This window comes from Liquorilactobacillus mali KCTC 3596 = DSM 20444, from assembly GCF_000260415.1.
GTDB classification, from domain to species: Bacteria; Bacillota; Bacilli; order Lactobacillales; family Lactobacillaceae; genus Liquorilactobacillus; species Liquorilactobacillus mali.
In genome coordinates this window covers 1-17,368 of sequence record NZ_BACP01000071.1, presented here as the reverse complement: position 1 = coordinate 17,368, position 17,368 = coordinate 1, and the positions used below count along the sequence as shown (strand labels likewise).

Below are 17,368 nucleotides of genomic sequence, written 5' to 3'. Positions count from 1 at the left end.
TGGTTATCCATTTAGTAATCTTGATCGCAAGTCTGTATCATCACACACTGATGCTTCTAAAAAGGCAATTAAACACGTGCAAAACAAAGACGGCTCAATTACATCAACAATTGAAACTGTGATTAATAGTGAGCCTAATATGAGTCCTGAGTTCTTGCTTGAAGCACATAACTACGATCCAGCTAAATGGAAAGTCAAACAGTCAGTTAGCAATCAATGGTCAGTTATCAGTACCAAGAAAGGCAAACAATTTAATTTTCAAAGCAAGATAGTTGTTGAGCCGATTGGCAATGAAATAGATACTGACGAGTTGATTAATTTAATAGTGTCACATAAGGAGCCTTACAAGCGTGAGCCTCCTATTTTATTACAGTCAGATAGTTATTTAGTTGTTCCAGCATTTGATACTCATTTCAATGGTGAGACACTTAAAACTTATACTAAGTCGCTTAATAAAGAACTTAATCTGATTAATTCAGAACGTTGGCAAGATACATGTTTAATCTTAGGCGGAGATGTTGCTCATGTTGATAGTTTTAATTCAACTACTACCAAAGGCACACAGTTAGAGACGACTGATGTAGCCAGAACGGTAGATGAAATGGAAATTTACTTTGAAACACTGATATCAGCAATTCTTAAACATAGTAACCATTTGCAATTAATAAGTACATTTGGCAATCATGATAAGACAGTTGGATATTTGTTTGCTAGGTTATTAGAACGAGCATACAGAAATCAACCAAATATGAGCTTTGATATAGAGCCGTCACAATTTAAGGCGTACATGTTAGGCAGAAACTTCATTGGTGCAACACATGGAAACAAAGGACAGAAGAATTACGTTGCTAACTTTGCTAGCCGTTTTGCTGAAATGTGGGGACGAGCTAAAAACAGAGAACTGTTTACAGGACATCTGCACACTGAAATGAGCAAAGATTTAGGTGGCTTTGTACAACGACAAGTATCAACTAGAAAGCCAACTGATACTTGGACAGATGAATTAGGCGTGGTTGCTACTAAGAATTTTGAGTTAGTGCAGTACAGCAAAGAAGAGACTGAGACAGTTTATTACGTGTAGGAGTGATTATATGAGATGAAAAAAGACAGTGATTATGGACTAGTGAGTAGCAAAGAAGAACTGCAACTGTTACGTGAACTAGATAGAGAATTGAAGCGTGACGAATTTAAAGTGACGATTGGCGAGATTGTTAAAGTAAAGATAGGCGGAGGTGGTGCAGAATGTCATGAAATTAACATTAAAGCAAAAGAGATTTGCAGACGAATACATCATATCAGGAAACGCCACTGATGCAGCTATTAAAGCAGGGTATAGTAAGAAGACAGCAAGGTCAATTGGTCAAGAAAACCTTACAAAACCTGCTATACGTGAATATATAGCTATTCGATTGAAAGAAATTGATAGTGCTAAGATCGCAGATCAAAAAGAAATACTTGAATTTATGACTAGTGTGCTTAGGCGTGAAGAGCAAGACCAAATAGTCGTGACACTAAAAAAGCCAACAACAATTAAGGTTGAGGGTGCTAAAGAAGATTATGAAAAAGTAACATATGAAGATGTTTCAGAAGTTGTCGACATTAAAGCGAAAGTGTCAGATGCTCTCAAGGCTGCCGAATTGTTGTCCAAGGTGCGCAAGTTTAGTGCCGATAATGACTTGGCAGAAGCTAAGGCAAAACAGGCTAAAGAGAATGGAACTGAGTTAGTACAGCCTATTAATATTATTGACCGTTGGGAGAGTGATAGTGATGACACCAACGATTGACATACAGAAAGAGGTACAGCCTCACTTCAAAACTGTTTGGACAACTACTAAACCATATAATGTTTTGAAAGGCGGTCGTAACTCGTTCAAGTCTTCTGTGATAGCTTTAAAACTCGTGTTCATGATGATTTGGTACATTGTTCAAGGAGAGAAAGCAAATGTTGTAGTGATTCGCAAAGTTGCTAATACGATACGGGATTCAGTCTTCTTAAAGATTCAATGGGCAATTCGCAAGTTTGGAATGCTGAAAATGTTCGATATTAAAGTTACTCCGTTTAGGATTACACATATTGCAACTGGCTCAACATTCTATTTCTATGGGCAAGACGATTTCCAAAAGTTAAAGTCAAATGATATTAATGACATTATCGCAGTGTGGTATGAAGAAGCTGCCGAGTTTGATAGTGCAGAAGAATTTGACCAAACAAACATAACTTTTATGCGACAGAAACATCCGTTAGCCGACAAGGTTTATTTTTTTTGGAGCTACAATCCACCTCGTAATCCATATTCATGGATAAATGAATGGGTTGAAACATTGAGAGATAATCCGAATTATTTAATTGATTCGTCTAGCTACCTTGATGATGAACTAGGCTTCATCGATGATCAGATACTTGATGAAATTAATCGTATTAAAGAAAATGACAAAGACTATTACAGATATCTGTATTTAGGCGAGGCTGTTGGACTTGGCACAAACGTATACAACATGGAATTGTTTCATAAGTTAGATGTATTACCTGAAAATGATTATGTGGCTTCATTGTGTTTTAGCGCTGATACAGGCCATGCTGTTTCTGCTACGTGTGTCCAAGCACTGGGATTGCTAAGCAAACGTAGTCCGAATGGCAAGCCTCGTGTTGTATTGTTAGACAACTATTACTACTCGCCTGACGGTAAAGCACATAAGAAGTCACCTAGTGAGCTGTCAAAAGAGATTAAACAGTTTATTGATGATATTGAGAATAAATATCATATTCGTGCGCGGAAGTTCATTATGGATTCTGCTGAGGCTGCTTTAAGAAATCAAATGGATAATGATTTTGGTGTTAAATGGACACCAGTTAAAAAATTAAAGAAAGCAAACATGATTGAGTACGTTCAGTCACTATTAGCAGAGGGACGCTTTTATTATCTCAACACACAAAATAATGTGGGAATGTTTATTCCACAGCATGAGCAGTATCAATGGGACGAGAAAACAGTTGAGAGTGACGACCCACATGTAATTAAAGTGTTTGATCATGAATGTGACCCACTTCAATATTACGTGATTACAGAAAAACGTGCCCTTGGACTTCAATATTAAAGGTGGTGAACCTATGTGAGTGTGATTAGCAAAATTAAAGACTTTTTCAGGAAAGGAGGTGCAGCAATTGGCATGACAAATTCATTAAGCAAGATTTCAGATGATTCGCGAATTGCAACTAATCAAGATGAGATAGATCGTATCAAACTGGCGCAAAGATACTACGCTGGTAATTATCTAGCTAAAAAAGGTGCAGATATAAATACGGTTAGCTATTTTAACTCACAAGGGGAAAAGAGAAACCGCAGATTCAACGCAGTCAACATCACTCAAATGGTTGCCAAGCGTCAAGCTTCAATCTGCTTGAACAGTGGCTTTGATGTTTCAATTGATAGCAAGAGCCAAGATGATACACAAGCAAGCTTTAATGTTGGCGATACAGTTATTCTGTCAGCTAACCATATGCCAAACATGCAGGGAGCAATTGCGAAGATAGATTCTGTTGATAATGGTGCTTATGAAGTTGATTACTGGCCAACAGATGGTACAGCAGAAGTAACTAATCATAAGTGGGTTGTTGACAGTGAGATGACACCAACTGACCAAATGTTTCCATCAGTCTCACCTGGTAAGATTGATTCTTCAATGCCTAGCATGAGTTCTATGGGTTCAAATAGTTCATCTCAGACAGATGATAACGATCCAATGAGTGATTTATCTGACTTCATTGATAAATGGCTCGAAGATTCAGGAGTGAATAGTAATCTTGAAGGCAAACTAGAACAAGGAATTCCAAGTGGTGGCTTTGCTGCACGCCCATACGTTGATAATGGCAAAATAAAAGTTGCTTGGGTAAGAGCAAGTCAATTTTTTAGTCTTGACGCAAACACAGAAGAAATTAGTCAAGCTGCTATTGCTTCAAGGTCTGTAAAAGTTGTTGATAAAGAAAGATATTACTACACATTGCTAGAGTTTCATCAATGGGCACAAGATGGCACATACCAGATTACTAATGAGCTGTATAAAAGTACGGATGCTGACCAAGTCGGCGAACAAGTTAGCCTTGGCACAGATGATATGTATACTGATGTAGCACCACAAGTTAAATTTACTAATTTCAAGCGACCGTTATTTGTTTATTTCAAGTGTCCAGGGCAAAACAATGTTGCTCCTGAAAGCCCATTAGGCGTTGGCTTTGTTAACAACTGCCAAAACATTTTAGATGCAATTAACTACGCTCATGATTCGTTCGTGTGGGAAATGCGAATGGGCAGACGCAAGGTATTAGTACCACCTGAAACAGTTAGACCAGGAGACGAATATCATCAAACTGGTCAATTCGATCCCGATCAAGACACGTATCAATCTGTTGAAGGATTAGGAGATGGCACAAATCCAGTTGTACAAATTAACCCAGATATCCGTGTAGAAGAGTATCAGCAAACAATGCAGTATTTCTTACATGAATTAGAAAATGCAGTTGGCTTATCAAGTGGAACATTCACTACAGATACAACAGGCGGTGTTACAACGGCCACACAAGTTGTTTCAGAGAACAGCATGACTTATCAGACACGTTCTAGCTATTTGAATCGTATTAGCAAGTTTATTTCTGAACTGATTCAATCAATGATTCAATTAGCACAAGTGCCTGAATTATTTGACAACAACGAGCCTTTACTATCAGATATTGATTTAGATGATCTACAAATTAGTGTTCACTATGACGACGGTGTATTTGTTGACAAGGACGCACAAGCTAAACAGGATATGCTTGCAGTTCAAGCCGGCACAATGCCAAAGAAACAATACATTATGCGCAATTATGGCAAGTCTGAGCAAGAGGCCGAAGAGTGGCTCAGCGAGATACAAGCTGAAACGCCAACAAACAATAATCAAAACGAAAATCCTTTTGAAAGTGATGTACTTAATGGTGGTGATGAATAATGAGTTCCAATAATTATGCTGATTTAATCATCAACATGTACTCATCATTGCAACAGAATATTTTCAATATTATTATCAATGCTTTAAAAAGCAGTAGTTACAAAGACATTAACAAAGACAACATTATGCAGTGGCAACTAGAGCAATTTGCCAAAGCTGGTAAGCTCACAGATCAAGTCATTAATGAAGTTGCCAAAGTCAATAACAAAACTCCTGCTGCAATTAAAGAAATGTGTCAGCAGTTAGGATATAGTGCAGTTAAAACTACGCAAGATGAAATAAAAAGGAACACAACTAAAGCTGGCAACCTTTCACCTGACAGTAAAGGCATTATCAATTCTTACATTAACCAAACTTGGCAGTCACTGTACAACAATATTAATGAATCTCTTTTAACACGTAATATAGCCACAAATAGCGCTACACAGATTTACCGAGATATCATAACTAAAAGTACAATTGAAGTTTCAAGTGGCTTTAAGACACATGAACAAGCTATTAGAGACAACATGTACCGTTGGGTTGATAAAGGAATACCAACTAGATTAACTGATAGAGCTGGAAAAGGTTGGTCACTTGAAGGATATGCTCGTACTGTTATCAATACGACAAATCATCGAGTAGTTAATGAATTACGCAATCAGACTATGAACGTTAATAAAGTTACGCTTGCCAAAATGAGTTGGCATCCATGTGCAAGGCCTGCGTGTGCTCCAATTCAAGGACATGTAGTTAACATGGTACCGCCTGAAAGCCCTGATTACGATTCTAAGTATGATTCAATCTACAATCACGGTTATGGTAAGCCTGCTGGTGTTCAAGGGATTAACTGCGGGCATATATTTACACCGTTTGATCCTAAAATAAACATTGACCACAAAGATTCGGATATGCCTAGTCCTGCAACTGCACAGAAACAAGGCGACATACAACAGAAACAGCGGTCAATGGAACGTGCAATCAGACAAACTAAAAAGAAAATGAATGCTGCTGAAATGTTAGGTGATAAATCAGGCGTTAACCATTTCAAAAGTACATTATCTAACCAACAAGCACGAGTTAGAGAATTAATTAAGTCAAATGATTTCTTGAATAGAGATTACAGCCGTGAACAGATTCAAAGTAAATAATAATCGACCTGAGTATTGTCGTTAAACTGCTTATTTTTTATGCAATCAAATCGGAGTCGTTGCTTCGATAAAAACACGAAAGGAGATTTGCATATGTCAGTAACAAGAGAATTTCTTAAAACTTTAGGTATTGAGGGTGATAGTTTAGAAAAAATAATGAGTGAGGTTGGCAAGGACAAAGGTATTTCTGCTGAGAAAGTAGAATTGCAGAGCAAGATTGATAGTCTTACAAGTCAAAATGATGATTTGAATTCGCAAATCAAAGAACGAGATGGTCAGTTAAGCACACTTAAGAAGTCAGCTGGCGATAATGAGGAATTAAAAGCTCAAATAAAGTCGCTACAAGATGAAAATAAGCAAGCTGCTACTGATTATCAAAGCAAATTGGCAGAACAAAGCAAGAACTTCAAGATTGATTCAGCTTTACGTGATGCAAAAGCACGCAATCCTAAAGCGGTTAAGGCTTTACTTGACTTAGACAAGGTATCAGTTGACGGCGACAACTTAGTTGGCTTTAAAGACCAATTAGAGGCCGTACAAAAGGATAATGATTTCTTGTTTGAGCAAGGAGAACAGAACAGCAACAATCAGAACCAAAATACTGCTACACACGCAACGTTTACGGGAAACGCTAGTGGTGATAATGCAAATGAGCCAACTATAGTACAGAGAATTGCCCAAAGAATGACGGGCGGACAATAAAAGAAAGAAGGAAAATTAAATGGCAGTAGTTTTAGATTCTAGAGATATGGCAGAGCTTGATAAAATTTATCAGGCGGATTCACAAGTATGGCAACCATTAACAGCAGGAGCAAAAGGTGTAACTGCTGCTGATTTCGTAGGTGCTAATGAAGTACGCATTAATAAGATGAGCGGTTTTGTGCAACCATCAGCATATGTTCGTAATGGAGATAATACACGAAGCCAAGTAAGTATTGAAAAAGAAACTGTCAAGCTTTCACATGAAGATTGGTTTGCTTACGACCTTGATGAACTAGATATGTCTGAAAGTGGAGCATTGCAAGTAGCTAATGTTACAGAAGAACATAATCGTTTAGTTACAATTCCACATCGTGATAAAGTTGCAGTTCAAACGTTATTTGACAATGCAGGCAAAACAGATCCAGATACTATCACAAAGGACAATGTTTTAGATGCTTATGATGCCGCAGAAGCTTACATGACTGATACACAAGTACCAGGTGGATATATTATGCTTGTTTCATCTGCTTTCTACACAGCACTTAAAAATGCTTCGGGATTAAGCAGATATTTCACAACTAATCAGCAAGCAATTCAAGGAATTAATCGCACAGTCGGTCAATTAGATGGTGGTGTTCCAATTATGAAAGTTGCCAAAGACCGTTTGTCCGGTTTATCAATTCCAGCAACAACGGCAGTTAACTTTATTTTGACACCATTAACAGCAATTGCACCAGTTGTTAAGTATGATTCTGTTTCTGTTATTGATCCAAGCACAGACCGCAATGGTAATCGTTACACTATTAAAGGATTATCTTATTATGACGCAATCGTGCTTGATAATGCTAAACCAGGAATTTATGTTGGAGCATCTCCAGTAACAGAAAGTTAGGAGGCTAGTCTATGGCATATCTAACATCAAGTGAATTTCAACAATTTGGATATTCACCGCCCTTTAATGAGGACGACTTTGATAGTGCTGAACAATCAGCCGAGATTGCAATTAATTCAGTCACTAGTTTCTATGACCCTAATTTAGGCAGTCAAGATTTAGTAGTTGATGTATCAAGCAGTTTTCCATATCGTGTAAAACGTGCTACCGCTTTCAAAAAGGCTGTTGCAATGCAGACACAATTTGTTATTGATTCAAATGCTAAGTCAGCTTATGAATTACAGCAAAATAACGTGTCTTCATACTCAGTTGGTGGTACTTCAATGACGTTTAAGAGTGGTGTTGCTGATACTATGACAGTTGGCTCAACTGGCGTGTTAAAAGCAGTTAGAACTCTTTTAGGACAATATGGCTTGCTTTATGTAGGAGTTGACCATGTATGAGATTACCAGTACCAATTACGTTATGTAATCAATCAGTAATTTTGACAAAGTCTTATCAGAGTGAAACTGATATGTACGGTCAAGCTAAACAAGATACACCAGTCACAATTTCAAAATGTGTTGTTCAATTAGCAACACAATATACAGGTTCAAACGATAATAGACAGCTCATTGCAAATGGGACTGTCTTTTTTTATGCAGATTGCACTAACCCAATGCCAACACTGAACAAAGACAATCTTGGTTCAAAAATCGAATTTGAAGGTAATGAATATACTGTCCAAACGATTAACGAGCTCAAACAGCCATTCAGTGATGATTTATTTGGATACAAGTTGGAGGTGCTGTGATGGGTATTAAAGTTAGTACAAATTTAAGCGCTCTTAATAATATTAAGAACGCCGCAGAATCTGTGAGAGTTGTTTCACCAGCACTTAGCCAAATGGAAATGGATATGCAAAGGTTTGTTCCTTATAGACAAGGAAATTTAACAAGGGATAGTTACGTCAACACTCAGAATAAACAGATTGTTTATAAGATGCCGTACGCCAAAGCACAGTTCTATGGAGTTGTAGGTGGGAAATATCCTATTGAGAACTATACGACTACAACACACCCACAAGCTGGGAAACGTTGGGATTTACGTGGTAAAGCCACTTTTGGTGATGACTGGAAACAAGTAATTGCTAATTCATTAATGAAGGAGGCAAAACACGGTGGATCTTGATGTTCAATTATGTAATTTCATTCGAGGACTTGGTGGAGATGCTGCTAACTGCGGTTTAGGCTTTGTACCTGCAAATGGACAACTTAGTTTGCAAATGGACCCTGGGAGCAAAGCAACTCAAACGTATTTCAATGGTAATCAAGATATGGCAATGAACTTTGAACTATCACTCAATAGTGACTCATATAAGACAGCAAGAGATACGCTTAATCCAATTGCAGATGCTCTTACAAATCTTGAAGAGCTAAATAGTGCAGATGGTTCATTTGATTTCGACCACATAGAAATCGCTGGAATGCCGTTTAACCAGTTAATTGATAACATTGGAAATGTTTATTGGATAACAAACTTTATAGCTTATGTAACTAAAAACAATTAGGAGGAAATTTTAAATGGTAGATACAGTAGTAAAAGGATTTACACATAACTGGAAAAATAGCATTGAAATTGATACTGCAGGAGGGCTTGACCCAGTAGCAGATTTAGCAGCTGCTACATTTCAATCTTTAGCCAAATTCATCACGGGAATCACACAAACACCTGGTGACGTAGTCGATAATGCTATTTATTTTGCTGATGAAGATAATAGTAATTCCGAAGTCACTGGTCATGCTCGTACTTGGGCTGTTACTGGCAATGTTTTGCAGGGTGATGCAGCCTGTGACTATATTCAAGGGCTCGAAGATAAAGATGCAACAGGTGATGATGCTAAAACGCTTGTACGTTTCACCAAAGCGAACGGAACTGTAAAAGTCTATCAATGCACCATTGAGAATATCGTAACGATTGGTGGGAATGGTAATGCTAAGTCAACAATGACATTTACACTTGCAGCTAATGGGACTGCTAATCTAAATCCTACAACAACACCAGCAGGCTAATAATTAGTTAAGACAGAGACGATAAAAATGAGACGAAAAATGGAGGACTTTAAATGTTAATCAACCTAAGCGAAGAAACACCACATGTTGGTGTAAGAATTGACAAAAAAGTATATCAAATATACGCAAACGATAAGACTGAAAGCCTTATCGACCAAGTTGTCGGCCATTATTTTGAGCAAGCTGACAAGCTAGAAAAACTGAGGTCGAAACTTGAAGATGCTGAAAATGGAAAAGCAAAGATTACCGAAAAGGATATAACTGATTTTTCAGACGACATTATTAAATCGCTTCGAGAAAAGCTAACGACTTTATTTGATAAGTTACTTGATGAAAAGGGTATTGGCCAAAAGCTTTGGGAGTCAAAACACGGAAGCACAGAACTGCTAATGACAGACCTTACAACTATTCAAAACGCTTTAAAGCATGAGAAATCAGAGTATGAGAAAAAGCGTCAGCAAATGCTAAAGGAAAAGTACCCAGTCAGAAATTTGAAGCCTAGAGGGAATACAAGAAAGTAGTGATTATGCTTGCTTAATATTGTTAGATCAATACCGCTTGATAAAAAAGAACGTATTTTCGTTTGGAACAATGAAGAATATGAACTCAACTTTGCTTATGACAATATTCTACGTTTTTTTCAAGTTCTTGATGATAAAACGATAGAAAAATATCGAAAAGTCGTAATGGAATTTGAATTCTTGGTTGGCTCAGGCCTTGATGTTCCAATCGATAAAATGGTTGAAACTATTAAGTACGCTATTGATTTATTGAGCGAGAGCCCTTATCAGTCATTGAATAGTAATCCGGTAAAGATGTTTGATTATGAACAAGACTCAGAGGCCATTTATGCTTCATTCATTCAGCAATATGGCATTGATTTGATTGAAGAAAAAGGGAAACTTGATTATTTCAAGTTCAGAGCGCTCTTTACCAATTTGAGTTCTAATACGCCCTTTCAACAAATCGTGCATATTAGAAGTGAAGATCCATCTAAACATACTGAAAACCAAGAATATGTTCGGCAACTTAGTATACAGAAACAAACATTTGCTGTAAGAAAAACGCCAGAAGAAATTGAAGCTGAAAAGCAGGCACAAATAGGTAAGGCACTTGAAAATATTTAGCGAAAGGAGGTTGAAATATGGCATCAGATGGACAAGTTGTTATTGATTTGCTTTTTCCAGGTAATAAAGCAGACTTTCATTCGGATATTGAATGGGTAAATGATTTGCTTAATAAGTTGGGTGTTAATACTGGCGATAAAATGGACAGTTCTTTCAAAAATAACACTGAGAACATTAAAAGCTCTGCAAAAGAAACAAAATCAACTGTTGACTCAGAATCTGAGAAAATGGGTAACAATGCAGGAAACGACATGGGTTCTAACTTCAAGAAAAACACCGACAAAATGAACAGTGATTCAAATGAAGCTAAGAATAAAGTTAATCGCAATCTTGATGATATTAAGAAAGAAGTTCGCACTAAGTTAGTTGCATCAGCCGAAGAGGCTGGTATTAAAAATTTCAAATCTTTACTTAGCAAAATGCCTAAAGAAGAGGTTACTAAACTAGAAGCAAAAGTTGAAAAAGGTGAAGAAATTAATTGGCGTGAAGAAATGTCAAAAATGCCTAAAGAAATCGTTACTAAGATGAAACTTGACGGAGATCAAGCAACTGTTGGTCTTTCTAGATTGAAAGAGGAAGCCGATAATACAGGTAAGCATTTCACACACCTAAAGGAAATCATTGTTGGCTCATTCGTTGGTCAAGCGATTTCGAATGGCATTCAAGCAATAGTAAGCGGATTGAAAGAAGCAACTGCAGCAGGTATTGAGTATAACAAAGAACAAGATACCATGAAGACAGTTTGGACTTCATTGACAACTGAGGCACCAAAAGACGGGAAAGAATTAGTTAGTTATATCAATAGCCTTTCATCACATTCAATTTACGCTGCAGATACGATTAATAAAATGGCACAATCTTTTTACCATGTTCATTCAAGTGTTTCTGAAACTAAAGATTGGACAAATTCATTTGTAGCCTTGGGTTCTACTTTGCATATGACAAATGATGCACTTGCTGAATCAGGAGAACAATTTGCAAAGATTGTTGCTGGTGGAAAAGCTAGTGCTGAGGATATGAGTGTCATGATTAACAGATTTCCAATGTTCGGTGAAGCTTTACAACAAGCGACTGGCAAATCAATGAAACAATTGTATGCCATGTCTGCAGCAGGAAAACTGACCGCAACACAATTTACCGAAGCTTTGGACTACTTAGGCAAGAAATATCAATCTGGTACAGCTGAGGCTATGACCTCATTTATGGGTATGTCAATGTATATTAAATCAAGGTGGGAAACACTTTGGGGAGATATTACTAAGACGTCATTTAACATGAGTAAAAAAGCACGTGGAGACATTAGAGACCTATTGTCTGATGATATGCTTAAAACGTATGCGAACGCCGTTTCAGGAGCAATTGCAAGCATTACAGGCTGGGTTACTAATTTGCTTGATTATATTAATGGACATAAAAAAACTATTATAGATATAATAGGCAATTTAAAAATATTATTAGGTATCATTGGACAAACTGTTTGGAAAACATTTATTGATTTTGTTTATGAAATGGCAAAAGCGTTTGGCCTTGTTTCTGATAAAGGCAAAGGCACGGCTGATCCGCTTAAACAAATTGATGATATTTTGAAAGCACTAATTGAACATAAACAAGGAGTTGTAGATGTTACCAAGGCTTTGATTGCCTTTTTCATGATTAAAAAAGCTACTGACTTTCTTAGTGTTTTGAGCAACATGAAGGGTATGTTTGCAGGACTCATCACCAAAGCTACTGAATTTGCAGGAATTGATTTGTTTAGTGGTGGTGGCTCAGCTGCTGCAGGAACGGTCGCTAAAGAAGCCGAGGCAACTGCAGCTACTGAAACAGTTGCTAGTACAGCAAGCAAAACTGGTTTATTAGCTGGTGCTTCTGGTCTAGTTTCAAAGATTGGTGCAAGCAGTTTAGTTAAGTCGACTCCTTATCTTGCTGGAGCATATGAAACCTACAAAGGGGTAACTGAAAATAGTTCTACTGGTGGCAAAGTTGGTGGTGGAACTGGTGCAATAGCTGGTACAGCTGCGGGTGCTGCTTTGGGTTCATTGATACTTCCTGGTATTGGTACCGCTATTGGAGCAGGTGCTGGAGCATGGGTTGGCGAAAAGTTTGGCTCAGGCTTTGGTAAGTCTATTCAAGATAGTTTAGATAAAAAGAAACTTAAAGTTCATGTAATCACACCTAAAGTTAAGGTTAAAGTAAGTGCAGATACTAAGGACTTGCAAAAAAGTGTTTCAAATTCTGTCACATCATTGAATAAAGTGATTGCTAAACCATCATTCAACTCTGCTGATTTGGCAAAGGAACGCACAGCAACCCTTAAGAATTATCAGGATATGCAAAAAGCAGTTGACACTTATTATTCTAAAAAGAAACAAAGTGCAATTAATGACTTAAATACAGAGCTAAAAAATGGTTCTATTAGCAAGTCTGAATATAACAAGCAATACAAAGAAATTACTGATTATTACAACAAAGAAGCAACTTCAAAGAAAAAGTCTATTAATCAAATGATTAAAGACAGCACTAATTATCATAATCAAGTTGCTAAAATTGAAAATAATAGTAATCTTTCTCAGAAACAAAAGCAGGCTGAATTGCTAAAGCTTCATGGCGATTATGTAAACCAAATGGTTAAAGACGAGGCAAACCTTAACACAAAGGTAAAAGCACAAGTTCAAAAAGGTGCTAAAGAGCAGAAGTCAATCTATGAACAACTAATTAAAGAAAAAGGCAAACTCAATGAGAAAGATCTAAATGCTACTCAAAAAGAGGCTGACAAAAAGTATAAAGCTGCAACTGCTGGGGCAAAGAAAGAAGAAAAAGCACTTTACAAATCTGCTGAAGATGAGTATAAGAGCCAAAAAAAAGCTGCAGATGATAGTTATAATTTGACAGTTAAAATGGCTGAAAAGAATCGTGATGCTCGCAAAGATAGTGCTGAACGTCAGTATAAAGATTTACACACAATTAGCAAATCGCAGTATGAAGACTTAAAGAAACAAGCTGATGATGATTACAGTAAAGCTAAGTCAACTGCTGAAAGCAAGCGTAAAGATACTGTTAGCAGTGCTAAACAGCAAAGAGACCAGACAAAAGATGCTGCATGGGATCAATATACTAACACAACTAAAACTGCTAGAGAAGAACATGAAAAAGTATCTGATGAAACTGAAAAGCAGCGTAAAGAAGTAACTGAAAAGAATCAAAAGCAAAAGAAAGATGTAGTAGATACAGCTTGGCAACAATCTGGAGCACATGGTGAAGCAGTATCAGGAGAAATGACAACAGTAAATGGCAAATACTCTGACGGGTTTGGTGGAGTCCGCACTGTTATAAATGCTTTTATTGATGGTTTCAACGACGTACTGAATGCACTACACAAAGGTTGGGGTAAAATACCTGATTTAAAGAAACATGCAACTGGTTCTGCTGGATTGCTTCAAGATGAATTAGCACTCGTTGGTGAAGAAGGATTTGAACTAGCACATGATACACAACATGGCATTTATACATTGGGTTCAAATGGCCCTGAGGTTCGTTCTCTAAAAGCTGGTACGTCGATTTTGCCACATGAACAATCAAAAAAGTTCTTACAAATGACTAGTTTAATTCCACACCATGCTAGTGGTGTTATGGGAACTATCTCAAACGTTTATGACTGGGTTAAAGACAAAATAGGTGATGTTAGCAGTTTAGTTGAAAAAGGTGCGTCAGGCGCAGTTAACTGGATTGCTGATAAAGTCGGATTAAATGGCTTTCTAAACAAATTTGATACAGCTCAATATAGTATGCTAAAAGGAACTAGTGATTTAGGAATTAAAGATTTTACTTCCTACTTAAAAGGGTTCTTTAAAAAGTATGATGATGAAGTTGGAAACATTAAGGGAACAGCAACTCCTGAACAAGCTAAAGAGGTTATTCAACATGCTATGGGCATTGCTGGTGTTTCAGGCTCTAACTGGTTAAATGGTCTAGAGACGATTGCCAAGTATGAATCGGGATTCAGAAATGTTACTAATAATTGGGATAGCAATGCTAAAGCTGGGCACCCATCTAGTGGTTGGTTTCAAATGATTGAGTCGACTTTTAAAGCTCATGCAAAATCAGGGTATACTACTTGGACAAATCCATTAGATCAAGCTATTTCTGCTATTGGATATATTGAGTCTCGATATGGTGGAATAGGTAATGTTCCTGGTATCAAATCGTTGGCAAAAGGTGGCAAATATGTAGGCTATGCAAACGGCGGTTTCGCAAATGAACCATCTATTTTCGGCGAAGATGGACTTGAATCTGCCGTTCCACTAAGTGCAAATAAGATTGATCAAAGTTATGCAGCGCTTGGAAAAACAGCAGCCTATATAGCTGCTAGGGATAATTTACAAACTGGTTCAGGAAATGCAGTTACATCTCAACAATTAAGTAGTGCTGTTAAATCTGCACTTTCAAATTTAGGAAGTATCACACTAAACAATGTTCTTGATGGTAAAACAATTGCTACTTTAACTTATTCTATTCAGAAAGCTATGCAAGCAAGTGAAATTAATGTTATTGGTACAGGAACAGCTATTCCAGTAGGGGGTGGGCATTAATGAGTTGGCATGAACACAAATATCCGTCAACTATTCTAATACAGCGACAAGATGGAACCATTTATGATTTAGGCGAAATGGGATTTAGAGTTATTAGTTTCAATCCCCCAGGCATGAATTATGCTCATACATGGCAACAGATTGGAAAGTATAAAGCACTTCTAACAGCTAGTCAAGCTCAACAAGCAACTATTCCATTAGTACTTGATGCAATAGGAAATGACAACTATGACATAGAGCTACAGCGCTTAGCATTACGAAAAATATTCAATAGTGATGAATACTTCTATGTAATTTCTATGCGGACACCATATTTGCGCTGGAAGTGTGTTACTGAGCCTTTTGATATGACACAGCTTGACAATTATCACAAATTAAAAAGTGTTTCGATTACACTTGATGCAATTGATGGATTTGCTGAATCGACAGCAACTACTCAGACACAATTCACGTATGATAGCGAGTCTTGGGGATTAGGTGAGAATTTACCTAATGGCGTTGACATTCCGTATACATTTACTACTCCAAGCTTTAAAGTGTACAACGCGTCAAATATTCCACTTCGAACAGAGGAGCATCCAGTTACGATAGCATTTTCAGGCACAGTAACAAGTGCACTACACATCAGAAACTTAACAACAGGGCAGGAGTTCATCTTAAATCGTTCTCTCAGTTCGTCTGATAGTTTGATTATTGTTGGACTTGTGCCGATTGTGAATGGTAGTCAAGATTATGGCGACAGTAATCACGCCTATCTTGATTTAGCAAAAGGGTGGAATGAGTTTCAAATAACAGGAGCTACAAATTTTACAATCAGTTTTGACACACATTTCTATTACTAGGAGGTGATTAAGTGCTTTGGCTACAAGACACAAATGGAGACCAAACGGCAATTAGTGGAGCTTTTGAAATTGCAATAACTGAAACACAAGGTAGTTTTGATCAATTAAGTTTCAAATTTGTTGTTGACCCAACCGATGCAGAAGATCCGAATTATGTAGCTGCTACAATGATATTACCTCGAACAATTGTTGTAGAACCAATTACTGGGAAGAAATTTCGTATACTTCAACCACAGCCCGAAAGCTTAGGCGACAAGTTGCTCTATACGATTACTTGCACATCAATTGCTTATGATTTACACGACATGTACATTGAAACTAAGTTAGAGAATACACAATCGCTAACAGCTTGTTTGGATTTAATCACGAATGGTACTAGTTTTAAATATCACACAACTGGAAGTTTTGCTAATTATAGTTTTAGTGAAGGATTTGGCGGTGATTTTTCTGATACATTATTAAGCAACTTAGCTAGTGATTTTGGATTTGAGTATTACTTTAATAACTATGATATTTATATTCAGTCCACGATAGGAAAATCAGGGGCTTTTTTATTTGTTGAAAATGCCAATGCTACAAAGTTTGTCAGGCAAGAAGACTATTCTGTTATTACTACCTATATAAAGGGATATGGTAAGCAGAATGATGATGGCTCTTATGCTACAACAGCTGATTACACAAGCCCACTTGCCTCAAATTGGGGAAAAATTTGGGCGTCACCGTATTCAAGCGATTCAATTACAGCACAAGCAACACTATTAGCTTATTTAAAATCACAGATACATGATTATCCTGATGTTCAGTACACAATGAGCTATACGGATTTCATCAATAATGTACAAGGATTTAAGAATGATACAACGCCTGGTAATTATGGTTGGTTGCGTAATCGATTTGAAATTGATGTATCAGTTAGAGTTCAATCTCGAACTTTGTATCCACAACAACAAGATAGTGGGCAGGCAGGTTCAATTACATTTGGTAATAAGATATTTGACCCTAATTATTTTTTTAATCAGCTAAAAAATGGATACCAAGAAAATTATAAACTTGGA

Annotated in this window: 18 protein-coding genes; all 18 read left to right on the top strand. The window is 37.1% G+C overall.

Translation table 11 applies throughout. The features are described from left to right. On the top strand, positions 1 to 1,081 hold a 1,081-nt coding region (locus tag GSM_RS15455; RefSeq protein WP_010078401.1), incomplete at its 5' end, for a hypothetical protein. 15 nt (positions 1,082 to 1,096) lie between these two features. After that, on the top strand, positions 1,097 to 1,312 hold the full coding sequence (locus GSM_RS14840) for a hypothetical protein (RefSeq protein ID WP_235720392.1): 216 nt from the start codon (positions 1,097 to 1,099) through the stop codon (positions 1,310 to 1,312). Beyond that, complete coding sequence (locus GSM_RS13275; protein WP_003691153.1) at positions 1,248 to 1,784, top strand: terminase small subunit; 537 nt, start codon at positions 1,248 to 1,250, stop codon at positions 1,782 to 1,784. Before GSM_RS14840 ends, GSM_RS13275 begins: the two co-directional genes overlap by 65 nt. After that, positions 1,768 to 3,096 (top strand): PBSX family phage terminase large subunit, encoded by a 1,329-nt coding sequence (locus GSM_RS13270; protein ID WP_003691152.1) that lies wholly within the window; start codon positions 1,768 to 1,770, stop codon positions 3,094 to 3,096. The genes GSM_RS13275 and GSM_RS13270 overlap by 17 nt, the downstream gene beginning before the upstream one ends. Before the next feature lie 72 nt (positions 3,097 to 3,168). Beyond that, complete coding sequence (locus GSM_RS13265; RefSeq protein WP_235720391.1) at positions 3,169 to 4,983, top strand: phage portal protein; 1,815 nt, start codon at positions 3,169 to 3,171, stop codon at positions 4,981 to 4,983. Next, positions 4,983 to 6,113 carry a phage minor capsid protein gene (locus GSM_RS13260; protein ID WP_003691149.1) on the top strand — a complete coding sequence of 377 codons (1,131 nt, stop codon included), beginning with the start codon at positions 4,983 to 4,985 and terminating at the stop codon, positions 6,111 to 6,113. The genes GSM_RS13265 and GSM_RS13260 overlap by 1 nt, the downstream gene beginning before the upstream one ends. A gap of 93 nt (positions 6,114 to 6,206) precedes the next feature. Further along, complete coding sequence (locus GSM_RS13255) at positions 6,207 to 6,815, top strand: phage scaffolding protein (protein WP_003691146.1); 609 nt, start codon at positions 6,207 to 6,209, stop codon at positions 6,813 to 6,815. A 19-nt stretch (positions 6,816 to 6,834) separates the two neighbouring features. Next, entirely contained in the window at positions 6,835 to 7,707 is an 873-nt protein-coding gene (locus tag GSM_RS13250) for a hypothetical protein (RefSeq protein ID WP_003691145.1), read from the top strand. A gap of 11 nt (positions 7,708 to 7,718) precedes the next feature. Then, complete coding sequence (locus GSM_RS13245; RefSeq protein ID WP_003691143.1) at positions 7,719 to 8,150, top strand: head-tail connector protein; 432 nt, start codon at positions 7,719 to 7,721, stop codon at positions 8,148 to 8,150. Beyond that, positions 8,147 to 8,500 carry a putative minor capsid protein gene (locus GSM_RS13240; RefSeq protein ID WP_003691140.1) on the top strand — a complete coding sequence of 118 codons (354 nt, stop codon included), beginning with the start codon at positions 8,147 to 8,149 and terminating at the stop codon, positions 8,498 to 8,500. Before GSM_RS13245 ends, GSM_RS13240 begins: the two co-directional genes overlap by 4 nt. Then, the gene (locus GSM_RS13235; RefSeq protein ID WP_003691138.1) at positions 8,500 to 8,877 is read left to right on the top strand and encodes a minor capsid protein; all 378 of its coding nucleotides are present in this window, start codon (positions 8,500 to 8,502) and stop codon (positions 8,875 to 8,877) included. The genes GSM_RS13240 and GSM_RS13235 overlap by 1 nt, the downstream gene beginning before the upstream one ends. Further along, a complete protein-coding gene (locus GSM_RS13230; RefSeq protein WP_003691136.1) occupies positions 8,867 to 9,256 on the top strand; it encodes a hypothetical protein in 390 nt (129 codons plus the stop codon). The genes GSM_RS13235 and GSM_RS13230 overlap by 11 nt, the downstream gene beginning before the upstream one ends. Positions 9,257 to 9,269: 13 nt before the next feature. Continuing rightward, on the top strand, positions 9,270 to 9,758 hold the full coding sequence (locus GSM_RS13225) for a phage tail tube protein (protein WP_003691134.1): 489 nt from the start codon (positions 9,270 to 9,272) through the stop codon (positions 9,756 to 9,758). Positions 9,759 to 9,811: 53 nt separating this feature from the next. Continuing rightward, entirely contained in the window at positions 9,812 to 10,279 is a 468-nt protein-coding gene (locus GSM_RS13220) for a hypothetical protein (protein WP_003691133.1), read from the top strand. A gap of 9 nt (positions 10,280 to 10,288) precedes the next feature. Beyond that, positions 10,289 to 10,885: a Gp15 family bacteriophage protein gene (locus GSM_RS13215; RefSeq protein WP_003691131.1), complete on the top strand. Its 597-nt coding sequence runs from the start codon at positions 10,289 to 10,291 to the stop codon at positions 10,883 to 10,885. A 17-nt stretch (positions 10,886 to 10,902) separates the two neighbouring features. Further along, complete coding sequence (locus tag GSM_RS13210) at positions 10,903 to 15,471, top strand: tape measure protein (RefSeq protein WP_003691129.1); 4,569 nt, start codon at positions 10,903 to 10,905, stop codon at positions 15,469 to 15,471. After that, positions 15,471 to 16,313: a phage tail domain-containing protein gene (locus tag GSM_RS13205; protein WP_010078400.1), complete on the top strand. Its 843-nt coding sequence runs from the start codon at positions 15,471 to 15,473 to the stop codon at positions 16,311 to 16,313. The genes GSM_RS13210 and GSM_RS13205 overlap by 1 nt, the downstream gene beginning before the upstream one ends. 11 nt (positions 16,314 to 16,324) lie before the next feature. Continuing rightward, on the top strand, positions 16,325 to 17,368 hold a 1,044-nt coding region (locus tag GSM_RS14435), incomplete at its 3' end, for a phage tail protein (protein ID WP_010078399.1).